The following is a 24,696-nucleotide window of genomic DNA, read 5'->3' as shown; positions in this document are numbered from 1 at the left end:
AATGGATTAAGAAGTTTTCCAATATCGTATAGGATCAGCTTTTTTAATGAAATTAATTTATATAATAGTAAAGTTTATAGTATCATATGAGTTAAGTAGCGTTAGATATTTTGGAGGGAACGACATGATAGACCAATTTAATTCAATGAGTGAATTATTGTCTCATACAATTGAAGGTATAGATTGGGAAATTAGTACAAGACAAATGAAACATCCAGTCATAATAACTGCAGTCCATGGCGGCGCTATTGAACGTGGTACTACTGAAATTGCTCAATCTATTAGCGAAAAAGGGAACTATAGTTTTTACACATTTAAAGGCGTACGAAAAAATAAAAATAATAAACTTCATGTCACGTCTAGGCATTTTGATGAACCTAAACTGTTGGAAATGATTAAAAATCATCGATACACTATCTCTGTGCATGGTTGTATGGGTGACACACCAGAAGTATATATTGGAGGGAAAGATAAAAGTTTAATAAAACACATTAAAAAGCGACTATCTGAAATCGACATTATTGTTAAAGATGCGCCAGCTCATATTTCTGGTATGCATGATGATAATTTTGTTAATTGTAACCAAAACAAAGCTGGCGTACAATTAGAACTTACAGCTAAGCTTAGAAAAAGTTTCTTTAAAAATAAGAAGTACAACCTTTATGATAGGGAAAATCGAGACAACTGGTCTTCAACCATGAGTGAATTTACTGAAGCAATTATTTTAGCCATGAATTTTTATCAACAAGGATTCAACTAAATTTTAACAGCTAATTTTAATGCACATCGTAAATAATTATTGCAAAAGACATCTTCATAAGATATTATAGACTTATAATATCTATAATAGGAAGTTGATCACTCATGAAATGTTCAAAAGCAACAGATTATGCATTACATGCATTATTATTTATGATAAAAAGTAATGGAGATTCAAAAAGAATTCCTGTCCAAGATTTAGCTTCAGCATTAAAAGTGTCTACTACTTATTTATCTAAAATATTAACACGTCTAGTAAAAGCGAATATTATTTCAGCCAATAGTGGTGCTAAGGGTGGCTACCAACTGAAAGAGGGTTGGCAAAACGTTTCAATTTATGAAATTATCGTAACAATAGATGGTAAACAAAGTTTGTTAGAAGATAGTTTTAGTCATGGCGATGGTTGCCCAATTAAAACAATAATGGACGAAGCCGAAAGTACTTTAATAAATAATTTAGAACGAAAAACTTTAAAGAACTTAGTGTAATACTAAGTTCTTATATTATTAGATATTTTGTAGATATTAAGAATCTATAAAAGGCTTAAAGGAGGAAATGAAATGGATTATGAAGTAATCGTTATTGGTGGAGGACCAGCTGGTTTAAGCGCAGCATTAAACTTTGGTAGAGGTATGAAACGTACATTAGTGATAGATGAAGACAAACCACGGAATAGAGTGACTAATGAGTCGCACAGTTACTTAACACAGGATGGCATTTCACCAATTGAGTTTAAGCAAAAGGCTAAGCGAGATGTTGCCAAATATGAAGATGTGTCATTTTTAGAAGATAGTGTATTAGATATTCAGCAATGTGCAACAGGCTTTGAAATTGTTACGCAACGCCGTTCCTTTAAAGCAAAACAAGTATTAATTGCTACGGGATTAAGGGAAAAAGGACCTAATATCTCAGGTTTTAATGAGTTTTATGGGCAATCTATATTTTATTGTCCTTGGTGCGATGGTTATGAAATGCGCAATAGAACATTGGCCATTATTTATGCGGATGAAATGATGATTCATATGGTTAAACTGTTAAGCAATTTTTCAAAAAAACTGATCGTTTTTACAAATGGTGAAAATAACATTGCTTTAGAAGACAAAGTCATCCTTGATAAAAAAGGCATCGATTTATATACGGAACCTATTACTCAATTTATTGGAGATAATGGCGACTTAGACGCTATTAAGTTAGCTAATGAGAAAACCGTCAAAGTTGAGGGCGCATTTACTAAGATGGATTGGGATACACATTTCAGTTTTTTAGAAAACTTAAGTATAAAGCGTGATGAAAATGACAAAATTGAAATTTCACCTTTTGGAGAAACATTTGTTGAAGGTATATATATAGCTGGAGAAACAAAAGATAACTTTGCAGGCCAATTAATAGATGCTGCATCAAATGGCGGTATGGTTGCTAAAATGATGATGATGACACAAATAAATGAAGATTTTTAATGAATGTAGAGATAAATATAAAACAGTTTGGTAGTTAATATGTATACCTTTATCCTCATATTTGATAAACTGAAATATAAACAAATGATTAAAAGGGGCTGAAGCGGTATGCATGATACTTTAATGAGTGTTCAAATTATTCCTAAAACTGCTAATGGTGCAGACGTTGTGCCTTACGTAGATGAAGCAATCAAAGTCATTGATGATTCTGGTCTATCCTATAGAGTTGGACCATTGGAAACAACAGTACAAGGCGAGATGAATGAATGTTTAATCTTAATTCAAAAATTAAACGAACGTATGGTTGAATTAGAAGTGCCAAGTACAATAAGTCAAGTTAAGTTTTACCATGTCCCTGAAGGTATTACAATTGAGACACTCACTGGGAAATATGACGAAATTTAAGAATATACAATACAAATTCAACCGATTCGACACACAAAAGCTGTTGAATCGGTTTTATTTATTTATAAGACTTTTTGCACTTTAGAGTTAAATTTAATATAATGAAGTAATGATTATAGATAAAGTTATGGAACTTTGAACAACTCGGCTGCAATATACGGAAATAAGGCATATGTTTAGACGTTTGTTCATAGTTTTTATGATATAGAAAGGGTTTTGTTAGCGTGAATGAAGAACAAAGAAAGCGTACTTCTATAGATGTTTTAGCCGAACGCGATAAGAAGACAAAAGATTATAGTAAGTATTTTGAACATGTTTACCAACCACCAAGTTTAAAAGAAGCACGTAAACGTGGTAAAGAAGAAGTACACTATAATCGTGATTTCCAAATAGATGAAAAATACCGTAATATGGGGAAAGGTAAAACCTTTTTAATCAAAACATATGGTTGCCAAATGAATGCGCATGATACAGAAGTTATGGCAGGTATTTTGGGGGCTTTAGGTTATCAACCAACAGAGGAGATAAATGAAGCGGACGTTATTTTAATCAATACGTGTGCTATCCGAGAAAATGCAGAAAACAAAGTTTTTAGTGAAATAGGAAATTTAAAACATTTAAAAAAAGAGAAACCTGAGACAGTTATCGGTGTTTGTGGTTGTATGTCACAAGAAGAATCTGTAGTTAATAAAATATTAAAATCATATCAAAATGTAGATATGATTTTTGGTACACATAATATACACCGATTACCTGAAATTCTTGAAGAAGCTTATTTATCAAAAGCAATGGTTGTCGAAGTTTGGTCTAAAGAAGGCGATGTCATAGAAAATTTACCAAAAGTTAGAAAAGGTAATATTAAAGCTTGGGTAAATATCATGTATGGTTGTGACAAATTCTGTACATATTGTATCGTTCCATTTACTAGAGGGAAAGAACGTAGTAGAAGACCTGGAGATATTATTGACGAAGTCAGAGATTTGGCCCGCCAAGGATATCAAGAAATTACATTATTAGGTCAAAACGTAAACTCATACGGTAAAGATATCGATGATTTAACATATGGACTGGGTGATCTATTGGAAGATATTTCAAAAATTGATATACCAAGAGTTCGATTTACAACAAGTCACCCGTGGGACTTTACTGACCGCATGATCGAAGTTATCGCTAATGGTGGAAATATCGTGCCACATGTTCATTTACCAGTACAATCAGGAAATAATGCTGTACTTAAAATAATGGGTCGTAAATATACTAGAGAAAGCTATTTAGATTTAGTAGATAGAATAAAAACTAGAATACCTAACGTTGCGTTAACTACAGATATTATTGTCGGCTATCCAAATGAGACAGATGAGCAATTTGCAGAAACATTAACGCTATATGACGAAGTTGAGTTTGAACATGCATATACTTATATTTATTCACAAAGAGATGGTACACCAGCAGCTAAAATGAAAGATAACGTTCCTTTAGATGTGAAAAAAGAACGCTTACAACAATTAAATCAAAAAGTAGCTCAATATTCAGAACAAGCTATGAACCAATATGAAGGGCAAACTGTACAAGTGCTTTGTGAAGGTGCTAGTAAAAAAGATGACACTGTACTAGCAGGCTATACAAATAAAAATAAACTTGTTAATTTTAAAGCACCCAAAGATATGATTGGAAAAATTGTGGATGTCAAAATTGATGAAGCTAAACAATTTTCATTAAATGGCACATTTTTAAGTGTTAGTGACAAAGCAGTGGTGACACAATAATGTATGAAAAAGATGAAATATTAGCTGAAGCGGAGTTACTAAGCCAACGCATTAAGTCATTAGATACAGTAAAAGATTATCAAGCTATAGAACAACAAATCCATCACAATAAAAATATTGAAACGCGTATGAAAGATTTAAAAAGAACCCAAAAACAATCTGTTAACCTACAGAACTATGGCAAACATGAAGCATTACGCCAATCTGAAGGTAAGATTGAAGACATTGAGCAAGACATCAATGTTATACCTATCGTAGAAGAATTTAGAGAATCACAATCTGAAGCAAATGAATTATTACAAATGATGATCAGCACGATGTCAAACCGTTTAAATCAGAATCAACAAGGCGAAGATTAATACGTAATCTGCTTGTAGAAAGGAAATGAACGCTATGAAGACTAGAAAATTAACATTAACTGCCATATTTATAGCTATTAATATAGTTCTAAGTAGTATTATAGTCATTCCATTAGGGCCCATAAAAGCAGCACCTATACAACATTTAATCAATGTTTTATGTGCAGTATTTGTTGGACCTTGGTTTGGTTTGGCACAGGCGTTTATATCGTCAATACTCCGAATGCTTTTCGGAACAGGTAGTTTCTTTGCATTTCCTGGTAGTATGGTTGGCGTATTATTAGCAAGTGGATTTTATTATTATCGAAAACATCTCTTTATGGCAGCGATTGGCGAGGTAATAGGGACTGGTATTATTGGCAGTATCATGTGTATACCGTTAGCGTGGATACTTGGCTTTACGAATTTTGCTGTTAAGCCACTCATGGTAGCATTTATCGCATCAAGTGTCATTGGTGCCATCATCAGTTATATCATATTGATGACTATGAAAAGAAAAGGTATTTTAAAACGTTTCTTATAAATATGACGAGATTAAGTTTCATTACTTTGGACATATAAAAGTATTAATTATAATGCAATGTTGTAATTAAATACTTTTATATGACTATGAGGCTTAATCTCGTTTGTTTGTTATATCAAATTGATAATAGCTTAGAAACTTATATAACTTGTAAGCATAGGCGTAAAAGCTAAAGTTATGTTAAAATTTAAGAGTTAAATGAGCTGTAAAATGTTAATCATAATTGTGTTCCTACAAAAACGTAGCGTGTAAAAGATATAGAAATAAGTCATATAAAGTAATAAGCTTTTAAAATAACATAACGACGAATCATACATAAGAAATTGATAGTTTGAAATAAGTATAAATCAAAGTAAGAAACTAATAGAAGGATTGTGAAATATTAAATGACGAATCAAACTCCAATGATGCAACAATACTTAAAAATAAAGTCACAATATCAAGATTGTTTATTATTTTTTAGGTTAGGCGATTTTTATGAAATGTTTTATGAAGATGCCAAAGAAGCTTCAAGAGTACTTGAAATAACTTTAACAAAACGTGATGCTAAAAAAGAAAACCCGATTCCTATGTGTGGGGTGCCGTATCATTCTGCAGATGGTTATATTGAAACATTAATCAATAATGGATATAAAGTTGCTATTTGTGAACAAATGGAAGACCCTAGACAAACTAAAGGTATGGTAAAGCGTGAAGTCGTAAGAATTGTTACACCAGGGACAGTCATGGATCAAGGCGGCGTTGACGAAAAACAGAACAATTATATTTTGAGCTTTGTCCAAATTAATGGAGTTTATGCGCTAAGTTATTGTGACGTATCCACTGGTGAATTAAAAGTTACATCATTTGATGATAATGCTACATTAATCAATGAAATTACAACAATTAATCCAAATGAAATAGTTGTAAACGCACCGATTAGTGAGGTATTAAAAAGACAAATTAGCTTAACAACAGAAACAATTACGGTTTTATCTGAAATATCTGATGCACAATATAACATTAATACAAATAATGACCTACCACTATTTAACGCTACGCAACTATTACTTGATTATGTTTTCCATACGCAAAAACGAGATTTATCCCATATTGAAAGCGTAGTTCAATATGAAGCTGTCGATTTTATGAAAATGGATTTTTATGCAAAGCGTAATTTAGAATTAACAGAAAGTATACGGCTTAAAAGTAAAAAAGGTACACTGTTATGGTTGATGGATGAAACTAAAACGCCAATGGGCGCTAGAAGATTAAAACAATGGATTGATAGACCATTAATTCACAAAAACCAAATTGAATCACGACTAGATACAGTGACACAGTTTATTGATTATTTTATAGAGAGAGATACCTTAAGAGAACATTTAAATCAAGTTTATGATATTGAACGTTTGGTTGGTCGTGTAAGTTATGGCAATGTAAATGCGAGAGATTTAATTCAACTTAAACATTCCATTTCTGAAATACCCAATATTAAACAGTTATTAGACAGCTTAGATACTAAAACGACAGCACAATTTAATGCATTAGAGCCTTTAGATGAATTACTAGCACTATTAGAAAACAGTCTCAAAGAAGAACCACCAATTTCTGTGAAAGAAGGTGGATTATTCAAGCAAGGATTTAACGAGACACTTGATGAATACTTGGAAGCATCTAAAAATGGTAAGTCTTGGTTAGCTGAACTACAGACTAAGGAGCGTCAACGAACAGGAATTAAATCGCTGAAAATTAGTTTTAATAAAGTCTTTGGATATTTTATTGAAATCACAAGAGCCAATTTACATGGCTTTGACCCTGCGGCATATGGTTATCATCGTAAACAGACATTATCAAATGCGGAGCGCTTTATTACTGATGAATTAAAAGAAAAAGAAGACATGATATTAGGCGCTGAAGATAAAGCAATAGAATTAGAATATCAACTGTTTGTCCAATTACGTGAACAAATCAAGACCTACACCGAACGTTTACAAAAACAAGCGAAAGTTATTTCTGAACTTGACTGTTTACAAAGTTTTGCTGAAATAGCACAAAAATACAATTATGCTAGACCTTCATTTAGTGAAAATAAAACGTTAGAATTGACAAATTCTAGACATCCAGTTGTAGAACGTGTAATGAACCACAATGATTATGTACCAAATGATTGTAAATTAGATCAAGACACCTTTATTTACTTAATTACTGGCCCTAACATGTCTGGTAAATCTACTTACATGAGACAAGTAGCTATCATAAGCATCATGGCACAGATGGGTGCTTATGTACCATGTGAATCAGCTACGCTACCAGTATTTGACCAAATATTTACGAGAATTGGTGCAGCCGATGACCTTGTTTCCGGTAAAAGTACATTTATGGTAGAGATGCTTGAAGCACAAAAAGCACTTGCAAATGCCACAGAAAATAGCTTGATTATCTTTGATGAAATCGGAAGAGGTACATCTACTTATGACGGTTTAGCGTTAGCACAAGCAATGATTGAGTATGTTGCACATACTTCACATGCTAAGACTTTGTTTTCAACGCATTATCATGAATTAACAGCGTTAGATCAGTCATTATCAAGTTTAAAAAATGTACACGTGGCTGCAAATGAATATAAAGGTGAACTTATCTTCTTGCATAAAGTTAAAGATGGCGCTGTAGATGATAGTTATGGTATACAAGTAGCTAAATTAGCTGATTTACCTGACGAAGTGATTTCACGTGCGCAGGTTATTTTAGATGCTTTTGAAGAGCATAATACGCAAAAACAAGCGACGAATGAAGAAGTAAATCTCATTAAAAATGGGATAGATGCACAACCTCTAGAAGATGATTTAGTAGAAGAAAGTGCAATGACTTATAAAGAAAAAGTACAGGATGACACTCAATCTCAATTTGAACAAGCTGCATTTGATTTGTTTGAAACCCCTGTAAAACAAAGTGAAGTAGAAAGTGAAATTAAACAATTAAATTTATCAACTATGACGCCAATAGAAGCCCTAGTAAAACTAAGTGAATTGCAAAATCAGTTAAAGTAGAGGTGAAGTCATCCAATGGGTAAAATAAAAGAGTTACAGACATCATTAGCAAATAAAATCGCAGCTGGAGAAGTGGTTGAACGACCTGGTTCTGTCGTGAAAGAATTATTAGAAAACGCCATAGATGCACAAGCGACTGAAATTAATATAGAAGTAGAACAATCTGGTGTAGCTTCTATTCGTGTGGTTGATAATGGAACTGGTATAGAAATCGACGATTTAGATTTAGTATTTCATCGACATGCAACAAGCAAATTAGATGTAGACGACGATTTGTTTCATATTCGTACGTTAGGCTTTCGTGGTGAGGCATTGGCCAGTATTTCGTCAGTTTCTAAAGTGACTTTAAAAACTTGTACAGATAACCAAGAAGGACAAGAAGTTTATGTAGAAAATGGCGAGGTTTTAAACCAAAAGCCAGCAAAAGCCAAGCGCGGCACAGATATTTTAGTGGAATCTTTATTTTATAACACGCCAGCACGCTTAAAATATATTAAAAGTCTATATACCGAACTCGGTAAAATAACAGATATTGTTAATCGAATGGCGATGAGTCATCCAGATATTCGTATTTCGTTGGTTTCAGATGGCAAGACTATTATAAAAACAAATGGATCTGGTAGAACCAATGAAGTTATGGCGGAAATTTATGGTATGAAAGTTGCGAAAGACTTAGTCCATGTTACTGGAGATACAAGTGATTATCATTTAGATGCTTATTTCGCTAAACCAGAGCATTCTAGAAGTAATAAACACTATATTTCTATTTTTATTAATGGGAGATATATTAAAAACTTTTTATTAAATAAAGCGATTTTAGAGGGATATCATACTTTGTTGATGATTGGTAGGTACCCAATATGTTATATCAACATTGAAATGGACCCTATACTTGTAGATGTAAACGTTCATCCGACCAAGCTAGAAGTTAGATTATCAAAAGAGGATCAACTTTATGAACTCATTGTTGAAAAAATTCATGAAGCTTTTAAAAATAGAATTTTAATCCCTCAAAATGATATGGATAAAATGACGAAGAAGCATAAAGTGTTAGATAAGTTTGAACAACAGAAAATGGAATTTGAAAAACGTCAACAACACAATACCCCGAACCCTAACACACTAGAGCACCATAACGTATCATCTGAAAACAATAACGTTTTAAACGATGAACATCAATTGAACTATTCCAATTTAACGGATACCTTTCCTGATAGTATTCAAGAATCCGCAAATGGTTATGATGAATACAAAAAAGCACAAAACGAAATACTTGATGATATGGAGACAAAAGGCGTAAGTAATAATGAAGAAACAACGACGCATGGAAATCATTTTTCAGAAAGCAATATCAATAAGGATATCAAAGAGCCTGTGGGGGGTACGTCGTCTCGTAGAGTACCTTATATGGAAATTGTTGGCCAAGTACATGGGACTTATATTATAGCGCAAAATGAAAATGGCATGTTTATGATTGATCAACACGCCGCTCAAGAACGCATAAAGTATGAATATTTCAGAGAGAAAATTGGTGATGTTGCAAATGAAAGCCAAAACCTATTGATTCCATTGACCTTCCATTTTTCAAAAGATGAGCTGATGATTATCAACCAATATAAAGGAGAATTGGATAAAGTAGGCGTACATTTAGAACCATTTGGTGGGCATGACTACATTGTTGATAGCTATCCAGTTTGGTTTCCAAAACAAGAAGCGGAAGAAATTATAAAAGATATGATCGAATACGTACTAGAGCATAAAAAAGTAGATGTTAAGAAAATTCGTGAAGAAGCTGCAATTATGATGAGTTGCAAAAAATCTATTAAAGCAAATCATTATTTAAAAAATAATGAAATGGCTGATTTAGTTAATCAATTAAGAGAAACAGAAGACCCGTTTACTTGTCCGCATGGAAGACCCATTATCATTAATTTTTCAAATTATGAATTAGAGCGCTTGTTTAAACGCATTATTTAAGGAGGGCGTCGTATTGAAACCACATATTTTACCAGCAGTAAGGTCAATGAAAGATCTAGAAAAATTGACGAAGACTGATTATAAAGAATGTGTGATGTTGGATGCACATATTGGGCATGTCAAAAGCATTATGGATTTATTAAATAAACATCATATAGAAACTTATATGCATATCGATTTAATAAAAGGCATGAGCCATGATGAGTATGCTTGTGAATATATTATCCAAAATTACCACCCGAAAGGGATTGTTTCAACGAAAACTAAAGTGATTAATAAAGCGAAATCATTAAATACTATAACTGTTTTTAGAGTATTTGTATTAGATAGCCATGCGCTGTCTAGAAGTATAGAATTAATTAAACGTGTGGAGCCTGATTTTGTTGAAGTGTTACCAGGTGTCGCTACAAAAGCGATTAGGATTATTAACGAAGAAACGAATACTTCAGTGATCGCTGGTGGATTGATTAATAGTAAAGAAGAAGTCGATATTGCAATTGAGAATGGCGCTAAACATATCACCACGAGCGACCGCTTATTATGGTAAATAAAGATATGAATGTGCTTAAATAAAAACAAAGTGTATAGATTATAAAATTCATTAATCGTGCTGCTTCCTCTCCATGAGATATTGAAACGTATCAAAATGATGGCGAGGGAGTTTTTTATAAGAATCTATTTTCGGTCTAAATAATGATAACTACCTATTAAGGAGATGATCATCATAATAAAACCTAGTAAATTAAAGAAAGGCGATACTGTAGCGATTGTTTCTTTATCTTCTGGTTTAGCTGGCGAAGCTGAAATTTTATGGAGGACTAATCAAGGGGTCCAACGCTTAGAAAATGAATTTGGATTAAATGTAAAAGTGATGCCGCATGCGCTTAAGGGCTTAGCATATGTCCGTGAGCATCCAGAATGTCGCGCTGAAGATCTAAATGAAGCGCTCAAAGACCAAGAGGTCAAAGCCATTATTTCTTGTATTGGTGGAGAGGATGCTAGACGAATTTCACCTTACGTCGATTTAAAAACTATTGCTGCAAATCCTAAAATATTTAGTGGCTATTCAGATACTACAACGATACATTTAATGTTTTATAAAATGAACGTAGTCAGTTTCTATGGCCAGGCATTATTAACTGATTTTGCAGAAAATGTCGAAATGGATTCTTATACGGTAGAGAATATTAGAAAATGTTGGTTTACTTCAAATGAAATAGGTGAAATAAAAACAGCAAACTATATTAGGCCTTACGGGTTAGAATGGGATATTAAAAACAAAGCTATTTCAAGACCCATTTTAAAGCAAAAAGGCCTTGAAGTATTAAATGGTAATCAAAAGGTTAGTGGCAAACTTGTGGGAGGTAATTTAGAAACGTTTGTGGATTTAATGAGCACCTCGTTTTTTCCTGATTTAGAAAATTTTAATAACGCCATATTATTTTTAGAAACATCAGAAGATACACCGACACCAAAAGTGTTCTCAGCATATTTAGAGCAATTGTTGAAGAAAGGAATTTTAGAACGCATAAATGGTATGCTCTTTGGGAAACCTTTTAACAATATATACTATGAAAGTTACAAAAAAGAAATTTTAGAAATTATCTCAAAATGTAATAATCCTAAAATGACAGTTTTTTATAATTTATCATTTGGCCACAATGAGCCTAAACATATGATACCTTATGGCTTAACGGCAGAAATAAACGCTTTAACAGGCCAATTTAGTATCAATGATAGCGGCGTACAATCAAATTAAATTGTGACAAGTTTTTCACGAAAAGATTTGACAACGCTTACAACATCGGTGTAAGATGAACTCAAGTTAATATTTAGAACAGAGATGGGAGATTTCTACAGTCATTAAGCCGGTGGTTCGAAACTGGGTATAATTGTAGGGATCTCCCTGTCTTATTTTAGGAGGAGTCTTTATGAGTGTATATTTTGCTGAATTTTTGGGAACAGCAATACTTGTGTTATTAGGCGGCGGCGTTGTTGCCAATGTCAATTTGAAAAGAAGTAATGGTAATGGTGCAGATTGGATTGTTATCGCTACAGGATGGGGTCTAGGCGTAACGATGGGCGTTTATGCAGTAGGAGAAATTTCTGGCGCCCATTTGAATCCCGCTGTCACCTTGGCTTTTGCGATGGACGGAGCAATTAGTTGGGGAATGGTACCTGGTTATATTATTTGTCAAATACTTGGCGGCGTTGTTGGTGGCGTTTTAGTTTGGTTAATGTATTTAGCGCAATGGAAAGCAACAGAAGACCAAGATACTAAGTTGGCTGTGTTTTCTACAGCGCCTGCAATTAAAAACTATTTCGCCAATTTTATGAGTGAAATTATTGGTACTGGCGTTTTAACTATGGGTCTATTATTCATTGGTATGAATAAAATAGCTGATGGATTAAATCCATTAATCGTTGGTAGCTTAATCGTCGCAATTGGGTTAAGTTTGGGTGGACCAACTGGTTATGCGATCAATCCTGCCCGTGATTTGGGGCCTCGTATTGCTCATGCGATTTTACCGATTTCAGGTAAGGGCGGTTCTAATTGGTCATATGCAATCGTGCCAGTATTAGGACCAATAACTGGTGGTATGATTGGTGCTGTAATTTATAGATTATTCTATAAAGGTGCATTTGATACGTTATCAGTAATTGCAATTGTATTATTGATTATTACACTTGTGTTAGGTGTCACTTTAAATAAAGCAAAAAATGCAAAAGGCATTGAATCTATATATTAATTATATTTAATCTATATAGAATATACGTTAAACTGTTAACAGATAATATTTTAGTTGGTTTACCATTAGATGTTTGTTGTGTGAATCAGTTAAAAATGGGTACAGTGAAAGTATGCATGTAAATTTGGATTACATAAGTAATTCGTTTTACTAACATTAGAAGAGGGAGATAATAATTATGGAAAAATATATTTTGTCAATCGATCAAGGCACTACGAGTTCAAGAGCCATTCTTTTTGACCAAGAAGGTAAAATAAAAGGAGTCGCACAACGCGAATTTAAACAATATTTTCCTAAATCAGGATGGGTAGAACATGATGCAAACGAAATATGGACATCAGTTTTAGCAGTTATGGCTGAAGTTTTAAATGAAGAAAACGTGGGCGCAGAGCAGATTGCAGGCATCGGTATTACAAACCAACGTGAAACTACAGTCGTGTGGGACAAAAAAACATCTAGACCCATTTACCATGCAATTGTGTGGCAATCACGCCAAACACAAAGCATCTGTCAAGATTTAAAAGAACAAGGTTTAGAAGACAAATTCCGTGAAAAAACAGGCCTTTTATTAGATCCTTATTTTGCAGGAACAAAAGTTAAATGGATACTAGATAACGTGGATGGAGCAAGAGAAAAAGCTGATAATGGAGATTTATTATTCGGTACCATCGATTCATGGTTAGTTTGGAAATTATCAGGTGGTAATGCACATATTACTGATTACACGAATGCAAGCCGTACATTAATTTATAACATCCATGATTTAGAATGGGATCAAGAATTACTAGACATTTTAGAAATTCCAAACTCTATGTTACCTGAAGTTAAAGAATCTAGCGAAGTTTATGCAAATACAATTGACTATCATTTCTTTGGCCAAGAAGTCCCAATTGCTGGTATCGCAGGCGACCAACAAGCAGCATTATTTGGTCAAGCGTGTTTTGAACGAGGCGATGTTAAAAACACATATGGCACAGGTGGCTTCATGTTGATGAATACAGGCGAAGAAGCCGTAGCATCTAAAAGTGGACTATTAACAACCATTGCATATGGCCTAGATGGTAAGGTTAACTATGCACTGGAAGGTTCTATTTTTGTTTCAGGTTCAGCCATCCAATGGTTAAGAGATGGCTTGCGAATGATTAACTCTGCACCACAATCAGAGAACTACGCAGAACGTGTAGAATCAACTGAAGGTGTTTATGTTGTGCCTGCTTTCGTTGGATTAGGAACGCCATACTGGGATGCTGACGCGCGAGGTGCTATCTTTGGTTTAACTCGTGGTACAGAAAAAGAACATTTTATCCGTGCTACATTAGAATCATTATGCTATCAAACACGTGATGTACTTGAAGCAATGGAAAAAGATTCTGATATTACTGTCAACAATCTGCGCGTTGACGGAGGTGCTGTAAAAAACAACTTTATCATGCAATTCCAATCAGATTTGTTAAATGTGAGCGTTGAACGACCTGAAATCAACGAAACCACAGCTCTAGGTGCAGCTTATTTAGCAGGTTTAGCTGTCGACTTCTGGGATAGCAAAGATGAAATTGCTAATCGTTGGAAACTTGAGAAAGAGTTTAATCCAGATATGGAAGAAGAAGAAAGAAATAAATTATATAAAGGCTGGAAAAAAGCTGTAAAAGCAACACAAGTCTTTAAATTAGATGAAGCATAAAAGAATTAGACTTTATTTAGTTTTTTATGCTATAATAAGGGTAAGTTAATAATACCGAGATGAGAAATGAGAGACTCTGTTCGTACAATAATATATGTATGGGATAGGTCTCTCTTTTTTTATTATTACTAGGAGGCGCTAGATTTATGAGTTTATCAACTTTGAAAAGAGAACAGATTAAGAAAGAGTTAAAAAATGATACATTTGACGTTGTGATTATTGGTGGCGGAATTACAGGTGCAGGCATCGCTTTAGATGCAACACAAAGAGGTATGAAGGTTGCATTAGTTGAAATGCAAGATTTTGCACAAGGCACTAGTTCACGTTCAACAAAATTAGTTCATGGTGGTTTACGTTATTTAAAACAACTACAAGTTGGTGTGGTAGCTGAAACTGGTCGAGAACGTGCGATTGTATACGAAAATGGTCCTCATGTAACAACACCAGAACGCATGCTATTACCAATGCATAAGGGCGGTTCAATGGGCAAATTCACTACTTCTATTGGCCTAGCTTTATATGATAGATTAGCAGGTGTAAAAAAATCAGAACGTAAAACAATGTTAAATGCTAAAGAAACATTAGCAAAAGAACCGCTTGTTAAAAAATCAGGCTTAAAAGGTGGCGGCTCATACGTGGAATACCGTACTGATGACGCTCGTTTAACAATTGAAGTAATGAAGCGTGCAGCTGAAAAAGGTGCAACCGTAATTAACCATACTAAATCAATACACTTCACGTATGATTCAAACGAACAGGTAAATGGTATTCACGCCGAAGATCAAATTAGCGGAGAAACTTACCCAATTAAAGCTAAAAAAGTAATCAACGCAAGTGGGCCATGGGTAGATGAAGTACGTAGTGGCGATTATGCACGTAATAATAAACAATTACGTTTAACAAAAGGTGTGCATATTGTTATTGATCAATCTAAATTCCCATTAGGTCAAGCAGTGTATTTTGACACTGAAAAAGATGGACGTATGATTTTTGCTATTCCTCGTGAAGGCAAAGCTTATGTAGGCACAACAGATACTTTCTATGATAATGATAAAACATCGCCATTAGCTACACAAGAAGATAGAGATTATTTAATTGAGGCAATTAATTATATGTTCCCAGATGTAAATGTAGCTGATGAAGATATTGAATCTTCATGGGCTGGCGTAAGACCATTGATTTTAGAACAAGGAAAAGACCCTTCAGAAATTTCTCGTAAAGACGAAGTTTGGGAAGGTAAATCAGGACTATTAACTATCGCCGGTGGTAAATTAACAGGCTATCGTCATATGGCGTTAGAAATTGTAGATTTATTATCTAAACGCTTAAAAACAGAATATGGTATGAAATTTGATAAATGTGCTACCAAACATTTACCTATTTCAGGTGGAGATGTTGGTGGCAGTGCTAACTTTAGCGACTTCATAGATAAAAAAGTAGAAGATGCAAAAGCTTATCAAATTGATGACGCAACTGCACGTCATTTTGCTACTAAATATGGTTCAAATGCAGAAGAATTATTCAAAATTGCACAAACAGCACAATATCAAGATTCTGGTTTGCCATTAGATATTTATACTGAATTGATTTATTCTATTCAAAATGAAATGGTTCACCGTCCAACAGATTTCTTTATTCGCCGTACAGGCAAACTATATTTCAAAATTGACGATGTATTAAATTATAAAGATCAAGTTATTAATGTAATGGCTGAGTTACTTGGCTACACAGACGTTCAAAAAGAATTGTTTACAAAAGAACTTCAAACTGCCATTGACGAAGCACAAACAGGCAACAATCAACCCGCAGTAAAAGAATAAGAAATATAATATTTAAACGACTGATATGAGAGCTAGTTAGTGAGTATAAATGCCTACACTCAAAATAAAACTATCTGGGACATAAATCCCAAAATTTAGCCCCAAAAGGATTTCTAGTTAACGAAATCTTTTTGGGGTTTATTTTATAATGATACTTTGTATTATTGCTGCGAGTGTGTCTTGAACATTAAGTTTCAAGACCATGTTATTCTTTCAGATATGCCGCAGTTAAAAATGTGTTTATTTCATCATCGTTTTATGCTACAAAAAGCATGGTGCTTTTTATGAGTTAAGTTAGAACATAGATAAACGCCTTGGGTTTTAAATATGAGATTGATAGTGCATGATTACCATAAAATGTAAAGTGTTATTTCTGAACTAATTGAGTTAGCGGCCTTTTCGCAATGAGCTTTAGTCGATGTAACCATTTTAACTTTAATACGATTTATGGTTGAACTATAATAATTTGTATTTTTTAGTTATTTTTGTCTGCGTCGGACTGCGAAATCGTTTGAAAAAATACGGTTTCTGTTCTAGTCCGATATTAAAATTAGAAAATTTAGAGTTACACATTTTCAAATACATACTAGCATTGTATTTGAAAACAATACATTTTGAAGTTATATTGTATAATATATGATGAGTGAATCGAAGTGTGATTTGGAGGCTATAACATGAGTGTAAATGAATTTAAAATCACAGTTGCAGATGGGACAACATTGGAAGTTAAATTGAATAAAGCTAAAAAAGAAAGGGTAGGCATCGTCCACCTACTTCATGGTATGGCAGAACATATGGACAGGTATGATTCACTTATTGAGTCACTGAATCAGCAAGGTTATGATGTGTTACGCCATAATCATAGAGGTCATGGTAAGGATATTGAAGTGTTTGAACGTGGTCATATAGATAATATGGAGCATATAGCTGACGATACTTATGAAATTGCTCAAACATTGTATTCAAATGATACAAATACGCCTTATATTATTTTAGGTCATTCTATGGGGTCTATTGTTAGTAGAATATTTACACAGAAATATCCAGATGTTGCACAAGGTATGATTTTATCTGGGACAATGCAATACCCAAAATTTTTAGGAAAGTTAATACAAATATGTTTGAAAATAGTCACTTTAATAACAGGGAAACGACGTCGTTTAAAATGGTTAAATCAAATCATGTACAAATCCTTTAATAAAAATATTAAAAACAACAAATCTAATAGTGATTGGTTATCCAGCGATGTTGAAGAAGTTAAAAAATTTGAAAAAGACCCTTATACTGGATTTTTAGTCTCAAACCAATTAATTTATGAAACTGTCAAACATATGTTGCTGACAAGCCGTTTAAAAAATATAAAAAAAATGCAATCAGAAATGCCTATTTTACTTATTTCAGGAAAAGAAGATGCCATAGGTAATTGTGGAAAAGGGATTAGACATTTAGGTAGACTATATAAGAAGGGTAATATTCAACATATTACAGTTCACTTATATAAAAATAAAAGGCATGAAGTACTTTTTGAAAGAGATAGCATAACGACTTGGCATCATATGTATGATTGGATAGAGAAACAAATTTTAAAAAAGAATAGAGAGAGTTGATACAAGTGCATAGCGACAAGCCTTTTATAGTTGCGTTGGTGGGTCCTACGGCTGTAGGTAAAACAGAATTAAGTATTGAACTAGCCAAAAAATTCAACGGTGAGATTATTAGCGGAGATTCCATGCAGGTCTATAAACATATGGATATCGGAACAGCAAAAATAACAGAAGGTGAGATGGAGGGCATACCGCATCATATGATAGATATGCTCGAACCTAATGAAACATTTTCTGCATATGACTTCAAAAAAAGCGCACAGCGATTAATAAAAGAAATTATCAATAGAGGGCGTATACCTATTATTGTAGGTGGTACTGGCTTATATATTCAATCATTAATTTATGATTACGCCTTTGAAGATGAGACTATTTCAGAAGAAAGACAAAAATACGTAGACGCAACTTTAAGTGAATTAGATTCACTTTCTAATGTACATTTGCATGGTTATTTAGCTTCGTTTGATAAAGCCTCAGCTGACAATATCCACCCAAACAATCGAAAAAGAGTACGTAGAGCGATAGAATATTACTTAAAAACAAAAAAACTTTTAAGTTCTCGTAAGAAAAGTCAACAATATACGGTGAATTATGATACATTATTAATAGGGATAGAAATGTCACGCGAAACTTTATATCAAAGAATTAATAAACGTGTAGATATAATGTTGGAACGCGGATTACTTAATGAAGTGAAACAACTCGTTGAAGATGGTTTTGAAACTTGTCAAAGTATGCAAGCTATCGGATATAAAGAGATGTTACCTGTAATTAAAAATGAGTCTAATCTAGATGAAGCAACAAATAAATTGAAAAAGCATTCTAGAAATTATGCAAAACGACAAATGACTTGGTTCAAAAACAAGCTCGACGTAGTATGGTTAGATAGAGAGAAAATGTCACTTTCATTGATGTTAGATGAAGTTTCAGTCCAAATAAATAAAAGGAGTACATAACATGAATACAACAGAAAACATCCAAGATAAATTCCTAGGACAATTTAAAAATGATCAAACTAAAGTCATTGTTTTTTTAGTTAATGGTTTTCAAATGAAGGGGATTATTGAAGATTATGATGATAGCTTAGTTTGTTTATTAACACAAGGTAAGCAACATCTAATTTATAAACATGCAATCAGTACATTTACAATTGATGATACAGTTGACGAAGCATAATTTTTCTAACAATATATTTTGCATACTTTAAATAATAAGAAGCTACGCTTGATTTTTAATAATCAAGCGTAGCTTTTTTAATTAATTCATAATTGGTTAAGTTTAAAGCAGTGATTCAATTTCAGATTCAATTTGACTTGGTTTTTTTTGAGGAGAGAAACGTTTAACTACGTTACCATTTCTATCAATTAAAAATTTAGTGAAGTTCCATTTGATTTTTTCATTGAAGAAACCATTTTGTTGTTCTGTTAAGAATTGGTATAAAGGATGTTGATTTTCCCCTTTAACGTCAATTTTTTCGTGCATTGGAAATGACACACCATAATTGATTTTGCAACTTTGTGTAGCTTCTTCCCCTGTCCCTGGTTCTTGACCACCAAACTGGTTGCATGGGAAACCTAAAACAACGAAACCTTGGTCTTTATAATTTTCGTATAACGCTTGCAAGCCTTCAAACTGTGGTGTGAAACCACATTCACTTGCAGTGTTAACAATTAACAGTACTTTATCTTTATATGCTTCTAGTTTATAAGTCTCTCCATTTGGTTTCTGAACTTCTATATCGTATATAGTCATATTGCGTCACCTCTTATTATTAATCTAACATAATTTAAGTTTATAGTCTTTATATTAACACTATGATAGAATAGCTAAGAAAACTTTGAAAGAGGTGCATGTTATGAGCCAACAACACACACATACGACTAAAAAAGAATTAGAATCAGCCATTTTAGTCGGAGTTCATGCTCAATCCGATGAAGTATTTGATTTTGAATCCACAATGGAAGAACTAGCTTCATTGTCAGAAACGTGCCAACTTAATGTACAAGCGCAGTTTACGCAAAATAGAAATCATTTTGATAATAAATACTACGTAGGTAAAGGAAAATTAGAAGATATAAAAGCATATGTTGAAATGAATGACATAGACGTTGTAGTAGCCAATGATGAATTGACGACGGCACAGTCAAAAACATTGAATGGTAACCTGAATGTCAAAATTATAGACAGAACACAGTTGATATTAGAAATCTTTGCATTGAGAGCGCGAAGTAAGGAAGGTAAATTACAGGTAGAGCTTGCGCAATTAGATTATTTATTACCACGCCTCCAAGGCCATGGTCGTAGCTTGTCGCGTTTAGGTGGCGGTATCGGTACAAGAGGTCCAGGTGAAACCAAATTAGAAATGGACCGTCGTCACATTAGAACGCGGATGAATGAAATCAAACATCAATTAGAAACAGTTGTTGAGCATCGTGAACGATATCGTAATAAGCGTGAACAGAATAATGTGTTCCAAGTAGCCCTTGTTGGTTATACCAACGCCGGTAAATCATCATGGTTTAATGTATTAGCTGATGAAGTGACTTATGAGAAAAATTTATTATTTGCTACATTGGATCCTAAAACGAGACAGATTCAAATTAACGAGGGATTTAATTTAATTATTTCTGATACTGTTGGCTTTATACAGAAACTGCCCACAACTTTAATCGCTGCTTTTAAATCTACCTTAGAAGAAGCGAAAGGCGCAGATTTGTTATTGCATGTGGTTGATAGTAGCCATCCAGAATACCGTGTTCAATATGATACTGTCAATCGAATTGTTGATGACTTAGACATGGGGCATATCCCACAAGCAATTATATTTAATAAAAAAGATTTACATGAGGGGACACTGCCCACAACGAACTTACCATCCGTTTTTGTTTCTAGTAAAAATGATGAAGATAAAGACAAAGTGAAACAAATGCTGATTGAGCAAGTGAAAGCAGCGCTCACTTATTATGAAGAAAGTGTGCCAAGCAACAATGCTGATAGGTTATACTTCTTAAAACAGCATACACTCGTCTCAGAATTGAATTTTAATGAAGATGATGCAACATATGAAGTGAAAGGTTTTAAAAAAGAATAGAAAGAAGAATGGGTAATGGAGAAGATAGAGCAATTAATAGCAGACACTGAAACGATGTTAGATCCCTATTTTAAGAAAATAGAAGCAACAGCTTATAGAAATCAAGAAAAAGTGTTAGATGCTTTTCATGCTGTTAAAGCAACAGAAAGTGATTTACTCGGCACCACAGGTTATGGTTACGATGATATTGGTAGAGATCATTTAGAAGCAATTTATGCACATACATTTAAAGCAGAAGACGCAATCGTGCGCCCACAGATTATATCTGGCACACATGCTATAACTATTGCGTTACAAAGCCTCTTAAAACATGGGGAAGAATTATTATATATTACTGGTAATCCATATGATACATTATTAGAAGTGATAGGCATCAATGGCAATGGTATAGAAAGTTTAAAAGAACATGGTATTGCATACAGTAAAGTGGATTTAAAACAAGATGACATTGATATTGACGCTGTTTTAAATAATATTAAACCTCAAACTAAAGTCATTGCGATTCAACGTTCTAAAGGTTATGATCAACGACCATCTATTGATTTAGCAAAAATTGAAAGAGCTATTAATCAAATCAAAGCGAAACATCCGGAAGTGATTGTCTTTGTTGATAATTGTTATGGAGAATTTGTTGAGAAACGTGAACCTATTGAATGTGGTGCTGATTTAATGGCAGGTTCATTAATTAAAAACCCGGGCGGCGGACTGGCTAAAATCGGCGGATATATTGTTGGAAAAGCTGCATTAGTTGAAAGATGTGGATATCGTTTAACAGCACCTGGTATTGGAAAAGAAGCCGGTGCTTCATTATATTCCTTGCAAGAAATGTACCAAGGGTTTTTCTTAGCACCTCATGTTGTAAGCCAGAGCTTAAAAGGCGCGTTATTTACAAGCTTATTATTAGAAAAAATGAATATGCGCACAACACCAAGATACAATGAACTGAGAACAGATTTAATTCAAACAGTTGCATTTGATACAAAAGAACAAATGATTCAATTTTGTCAAAGTATTCAAGAAGCATCTCCTATCAATGCACATTTCAGTCCTGAACCTTCATATATGCCAGGGTATGAAGACGATGTGATTATGGCAGCTGGTACTTTTATTCAAGGGTCTTCAATTGAATTATCAGCGGATGGTCCCATTAGACCACCATATGAAGCTTATGTGCAAGGCGGTTTGACATATGAACATGTTAAACTAGCTGTGGCAAGAGCTGCACAAAAATTACAACAACAAATTTAAGATAAATTAAATCCACAATGATTCGCGTGTTCACTTATGTAATTTATATTTTGAGTGAAACGGGATTATCATGTGGATTTTTTATTTAATTTTAAGATTTTTTGGAATATTCAATGTTATAAAATAAAGAACATTGCTTAAAACTGTTCGTATCAAGGATTAACTGCTGATGTTAGAAAACCTAACATATTTTTGAAATCATTTATTAATTATGCTAAATTATATACAAGTTCAAAAATAGAGGTGATTGGATTGGAGTCAAAAGATACGATAAGACGCAACATGCCAGTCTTCTCTATGAGTGTTGTTACAAAATTAAGCGAATTAAGCGCTAGACAAGTTCGTTATTATGAAACACATGAACTGATTAAGCCAGAAAGATCAGAAGGAAATAAACGACTTTTTTCGTTAAATGATTTGGATCGCCTTTTAGAGATAAAAAGACTGAATGAAAAAGGTTTTAACTTAAAAGGAATCAAACAAATTTTAAACAACGAACAAGATCACCTATCTGACAATGAACAAGAAACAAGAAAACAAATGATAGTTGATGCTACACAGAAACCACAACGAGAAGCGATTCCGATAAATCGTGGAGATTTATCTCGATTTATCAAATAAAATTAATGGGGGACATTATAATGGCAAAACGTTCATTTACAAAGGAAGACATTCACAAGTTCGCTAAGGAAGAAAATGTCAGGTACTTACGTTTACAATTTACTGACATTTTAGGTGTAATTAAAAACGTAGAAGTGCCAGTTAGCCAATTAGAAAAAGTTTTAGATAATCAAATGATGTTTGATGGATCTTCAATCGAAGGCTTTGTGCGTATTGAAGAATCAGACATGTATTTATATCCAGATTTAGACACTTGGGTTATTTTCCCGTGGACAGCTGGTCAAGGCAAAGTGGCTCGTCTAATCTGTGATGTATATAAAACAGACGGTACACCATTTGAAGGTGACCCACGCGCAAACTTAAAACGTGTATTAAAAAATATGCAAGACTTAGGTTTTTCCGAGTTAAATTTAGGACCTGAGCCAGAATTCTTCTTATTCAAATTAGATGAGAAAGGTGAACCAACATTAGAATTAAATGATAATGGCGGTTATTTCGACCTTGCACCTACAGATTTAGGTGAAAACTGTCGTCGTGACATTGTTTTAGAGTTAGAAGATATGGGCTTCGATATTGAAGCAAGTCACCATGAAGTGGCACCAGGTCAACATGAAATTGATTTTAAATACGCAGATGCAATCACTGCATGTGATAACATTCAAACGTTCAAATTAGTTGTCAAAACAATCGCACGTCAACATAATCTACATGCAACTTTCATGCCAAAACCGTTATTCGGTGTAAATGGAAGCGGAATGCACTTTAATATGTCACTATTTAAAGGTAAAGAAAATGCCTTTTATGATCCTGAAGGTGATATGCAAATGACTAAAGATGCTTACCACTTTATTGCCGGAATTCTTAAAAATGCACGCGGTTTAACAGGTGTATGTAATCCTTTAGTTAATTCTTATAAACGTTTAGTTCCAGGTTATGAAGCGCCTTGCTATATTGCTTGGAGTGGTAAAAACCGTTCTCCATTAATACGTGTACCAACTTCACGTGGTTTATCAACACGTGTGGAAGTCCGTTCTGTTGACCCTGCAGCTAATCCATACTTAGCATTAGCAGCTATCTTGCAAGCAGGCTTAGATGGTATTGAAAATAAATTAGAAGTACCTGAACCCGTAAATCAAAATATTTATGAAATGAATCGTGAAGAACGTGAAGCAGTGGGTATTCAAGATTTACCTTCAACTTTATATACAGCTATCAAAGCGATGAGAGAAAATGATTCTATTAAAGAAGCTTTAGGTAACCATATTTATAATCAATTTATCAATTCTAAATCAATTGAGTGGGATTATTACAGGACCCAAGTTTCTGAATGGGAAAGAGAACAATATTTAAAACAATACTAGGTGCTAAGCAAAAGGGGCAAAACACTAGTAATATCAGCAATCCGAATCTTCTTCTATACGAATAAATTCGGATTGCTTTTTTTGCGCCTTTTTTTATCAATATTAGTATTTGGGGGCAATTTGTATGTGCAAATTTTACAATACTTCTTTGTCTTGAATAATTTTTTCTAATTTTCTGCACCTACCTTTGTTTGTATAAGTGGTTTAGATTGTATTTATGTGTCATGTTAAAAATATGTATTTT

General features: G+C 33.5%; 22 protein-coding genes. 21 read left to right on the top strand and 1 reads right to left on the bottom strand.

The features are described 5' to 3' along the window. The first annotated feature begins 124 nt into the window (after nucleotides 1-124). From KA900_RS02915 to hfq, 17 genes are all read left to right on the top strand, one after another. Nucleotides 125-760 carry a poly-gamma-glutamate hydrolase family protein gene (locus tag KA900_RS02915; protein ID WP_103373194.1) on the top strand — a complete coding sequence of 212 codons (636 nt, stop codon included), beginning with the start codon at nucleotides 125-127 and terminating at the stop codon, nucleotides 758-760. A gap of 104 nt (nucleotides 761-864) precedes the next feature. Then, on the top strand, nucleotides 865-1,248 hold the full coding sequence (locus KA900_RS02910) for an RrF2 family transcriptional regulator (protein WP_096810020.1): 384 nt from the start codon (nucleotides 865-867) through the stop codon (nucleotides 1,246-1,248). A 72-nt stretch (nucleotides 1,249-1,320) separates the two neighbouring features. Beyond that, a complete protein-coding gene (locus KA900_RS02905) occupies nucleotides 1,321-2,217 on the top strand; it encodes an NAD(P)/FAD-dependent oxidoreductase (protein WP_210139290.1) in 897 nt (298 codons plus the stop codon). Between the two features lie 108 nt (nucleotides 2,218-2,325). Then, nucleotides 2,326-2,622, top strand: a complete 297-nt coding sequence (locus tag KA900_RS02900) for a thiamine-binding protein (RefSeq protein ID WP_096810016.1) — start codon at nucleotides 2,326-2,328, stop codon at nucleotides 2,620-2,622. A gap of 224 nt (nucleotides 2,623-2,846) precedes the next feature. After that, the gene (miaB, locus tag KA900_RS02895; RefSeq protein WP_096810014.1) at nucleotides 2,847-4,388 is read left to right on the top strand and encodes a tRNA (N6-isopentenyl adenosine(37)-C2)-methylthiotransferase MiaB; all 1,542 of its coding nucleotides are present in this window, start codon (nucleotides 2,847-2,849) and stop codon (nucleotides 4,386-4,388) included. Further along, nucleotides 4,388-4,747 (top strand): YlbF/YmcA family competence regulator, encoded by a 360-nt coding sequence (locus KA900_RS02890; protein ID WP_096823876.1) that lies wholly within the window; start codon nucleotides 4,388-4,390, stop codon nucleotides 4,745-4,747. The genes miaB and KA900_RS02890 overlap by 1 nt, the downstream gene beginning before the upstream one ends. A 34-nt stretch (nucleotides 4,748-4,781) precedes the next feature. Then, nucleotides 4,782-5,270 carry an energy coupling factor transporter S component ThiW gene (gene thiW / locus KA900_RS02885; protein ID WP_107644220.1) on the top strand — a complete coding sequence of 163 codons (489 nt, stop codon included), beginning with the start codon at nucleotides 4,782-4,784 and terminating at the stop codon, nucleotides 5,268-5,270. A gap of 386 nt (nucleotides 5,271-5,656) precedes the next feature. Further along, entirely contained in the window at nucleotides 5,657-8,299 is a 2,643-nt protein-coding gene (gene mutS / locus KA900_RS02880) for a DNA mismatch repair protein MutS (RefSeq protein ID WP_103373144.1), read from the top strand. A 15-nt stretch (nucleotides 8,300-8,314) separates the two neighbouring features. After that, nucleotides 8,315-10,276: a DNA mismatch repair endonuclease MutL gene (gene mutL / locus KA900_RS02875; RefSeq protein ID WP_103373143.1), complete on the top strand. Its 1,962-nt coding sequence runs from the start codon at nucleotides 8,315-8,317 to the stop codon at nucleotides 10,274-10,276. A 13-nt stretch (nucleotides 10,277-10,289) separates the two neighbouring features. Beyond that, nucleotides 10,290-10,823, top strand: a complete 534-nt coding sequence (locus KA900_RS02870) for a glycerol-3-phosphate responsive antiterminator (RefSeq protein ID WP_096810004.1) — start codon at nucleotides 10,290-10,292, stop codon at nucleotides 10,821-10,823. Between the two features lie 177 nt (nucleotides 10,824-11,000). Further along, the gene (locus KA900_RS02865; RefSeq protein WP_103373146.1) at nucleotides 11,001-12,035 is read left to right on the top strand and encodes a S66 family peptidase; all 1,035 of its coding nucleotides are present in this window, start codon (nucleotides 11,001-11,003) and stop codon (nucleotides 12,033-12,035) included. Between the two features lie 172 nt (nucleotides 12,036-12,207). Beyond that, entirely contained in the window at nucleotides 12,208-13,026 is an 819-nt protein-coding gene (locus KA900_RS02860) for an MIP/aquaporin family protein (RefSeq protein WP_096810002.1), read from the top strand. 178 nt (nucleotides 13,027-13,204) lie between these two features. Next, entirely contained in the window at nucleotides 13,205-14,707 is a 1,503-nt protein-coding gene (gene glpK / locus KA900_RS02855) for a glycerol kinase GlpK (protein WP_210139289.1), read from the top strand. Nucleotides 14,708-14,853: 146 nt separating this feature from the next. Then, on the top strand, nucleotides 14,854-16,527 hold the full coding sequence (locus KA900_RS02850) for a glycerol-3-phosphate dehydrogenase/oxidase (protein WP_096809998.1): 1,674 nt from the start codon (nucleotides 14,854-14,856) through the stop codon (nucleotides 16,525-16,527). A 674-nt stretch (nucleotides 16,528-17,201) separates the two neighbouring features. Then, nucleotides 17,202-18,134, top strand: a complete 933-nt coding sequence (locus tag KA900_RS02845) for an alpha/beta hydrolase (protein WP_115342192.1) — start codon at nucleotides 17,202-17,204, stop codon at nucleotides 18,132-18,134. Between the two features lie 5 nt (nucleotides 18,135-18,139). Further along, a complete protein-coding gene (gene miaA, locus KA900_RS02840) occupies nucleotides 18,140-19,087 on the top strand; it encodes a tRNA (adenosine(37)-N6)-dimethylallyltransferase MiaA (protein WP_096809995.1) in 948 nt (315 codons plus the stop codon). 1 nt (nucleotide 19,088) lies between these two features. Beyond that, the gene (gene hfq, locus KA900_RS02835) at nucleotides 19,089-19,307 is read left to right on the top strand and encodes an RNA chaperone Hfq (RefSeq protein WP_096809993.1); all 219 of its coding nucleotides are present in this window, start codon (nucleotides 19,089-19,091) and stop codon (nucleotides 19,305-19,307) included. A gap of 102 nt (nucleotides 19,308-19,409) precedes the next feature. On the opposite strand, the gene KA900_RS02830 is transcribed toward hfq, so the two are convergent. Further along, nucleotides 19,410-19,883: a glutathione peroxidase gene (locus tag KA900_RS02830; protein ID WP_096809991.1), complete on the bottom strand. Its 474-nt coding sequence runs from the start codon at nucleotides 19,881-19,883 to the stop codon at nucleotides 19,410-19,412. Between the two features lie 103 nt (nucleotides 19,884-19,986). Here KA900_RS02830 and hflX point away from each other — a divergent pair, with 103 nt between their 5' ends. The 4 genes from hflX to glnA all read left to right on the top strand — a co-directional run bounded on the left by hflX (nucleotide 19,987) and on the right by glnA (nucleotide 24,452). Beyond that, nucleotides 19,987-21,222 (top strand): GTPase HflX, encoded by a 1,236-nt coding sequence (gene hflX / locus KA900_RS02825; protein ID WP_096809989.1) that lies wholly within the window; start codon nucleotides 19,987-19,989, stop codon nucleotides 21,220-21,222. Between the two features lie 15 nt (nucleotides 21,223-21,237). After that, nucleotides 21,238-22,470, top strand: coding sequence for a methionine gamma-lyase family protein (locus KA900_RS02820; RefSeq protein ID WP_103373139.1), 1,233 nt, complete (start codon nucleotides 21,238-21,240; stop codon nucleotides 22,468-22,470). A gap of 252 nt (nucleotides 22,471-22,722) precedes the next feature. Continuing rightward, nucleotides 22,723-23,091 carry a MerR family transcriptional regulator gene (locus KA900_RS02815; RefSeq protein ID WP_170006890.1) on the top strand — a complete coding sequence of 123 codons (369 nt, stop codon included), beginning with the start codon at nucleotides 22,723-22,725 and terminating at the stop codon, nucleotides 23,089-23,091. A 20-nt stretch (nucleotides 23,092-23,111) separates the two neighbouring features. Then, complete coding sequence (glnA, locus tag KA900_RS02810) at nucleotides 23,112-24,452, top strand: type I glutamate--ammonia ligase (RefSeq protein WP_096809985.1); 1,341 nt, start codon at nucleotides 23,112-23,114, stop codon at nucleotides 24,450-24,452. Nucleotides 24,453-24,696 lie beyond the last annotated feature (244 nt).

Source organism: Staphylococcus sp. GDY8P120P (assembly GCF_017892065.1).
GTDB classification, from domain to species: Bacteria; Bacillota; Bacilli; order Staphylococcales; family Staphylococcaceae; genus Staphylococcus; species Staphylococcus nepalensis.
This window is presented reverse-complemented; position numbering and strand designations above follow the sequence as displayed.

Bases quoted from the DNA above. Each gene is read 5' to 3' on its own strand.
- KA900_RS02915 (WP_103373194.1), top strand. From the start codon at position 125: ATGATAGACCAATTTAATTCAATGAGTGAATTATTGTCTCATACAATT.
- KA900_RS02910 (WP_096810020.1), top strand. From the start codon at position 865: ATGAAATGTTCAAAAGCAACAGATTATGCATTACATGCATTATTATTT.
- KA900_RS02905 (WP_210139290.1), top strand. From the start codon at position 1,321: ATGGATTATGAAGTAATCGTTATTGGTGGAGGACCAGCTGGTTTAAGC.
- KA900_RS02900 (WP_096810016.1), top strand. From the start codon at position 2,326: ATGCATGATACTTTAATGAGTGTTCAAATTATTCCTAAAACTGCTAAT.
- KA900_RS02890 (WP_096823876.1), top strand. From the start codon at position 4,388: ATGTATGAAAAAGATGAAATATTAGCTGAAGCGGAGTTACTAAGCCAA.
- thiW (WP_107644220.1), top strand. From the start codon at position 4,782: ATGAAGACTAGAAAATTAACATTAACTGCCATATTTATAGCTATTAAT.
- mutS (WP_103373144.1), top strand. From the start codon at position 5,657: ATGACGAATCAAACTCCAATGATGCAACAATACTTAAAAATAAAGTCA.
- mutL (WP_103373143.1), top strand. From the start codon at position 8,315: ATGGGTAAAATAAAAGAGTTACAGACATCATTAGCAAATAAAATCGCA.
- KA900_RS02860 (WP_096810002.1), top strand. From the start codon at position 12,208: ATGAGTGTATATTTTGCTGAATTTTTGGGAACAGCAATACTTGTGTTA.
- glpK (WP_210139289.1), top strand. From the start codon at position 13,205: ATGGAAAAATATATTTTGTCAATCGATCAAGGCACTACGAGTTCAAGA.
- KA900_RS02850 (WP_096809998.1), top strand. From the start codon at position 14,854: ATGAGTTTATCAACTTTGAAAAGAGAACAGATTAAGAAAGAGTTAAAA.
- KA900_RS02845 (WP_115342192.1), top strand. From the start codon at position 17,202: ATGAGTGTAAATGAATTTAAAATCACAGTTGCAGATGGGACAACATTG.
- hfq (WP_096809993.1), top strand. From the start codon at position 19,089: ATGAATACAACAGAAAACATCCAAGATAAATTCCTAGGACAATTTAAA.
- KA900_RS02830 (WP_096809991.1), bottom strand. From the start codon at position 19,883: ATGACTATATACGATATAGAAGTTCAGAAACCAAATGGAGAGACTTAT.
- hflX (WP_096809989.1), top strand. From the start codon at position 19,987: ATGAGCCAACAACACACACATACGACTAAAAAAGAATTAGAATCAGCC.
- KA900_RS02820 (WP_103373139.1), top strand. From the start codon at position 21,238: ATGGAGAAGATAGAGCAATTAATAGCAGACACTGAAACGATGTTAGAT.
- glnA (WP_096809985.1), top strand. From the start codon at position 23,112: ATGGCAAAACGTTCATTTACAAAGGAAGACATTCACAAGTTCGCTAAG.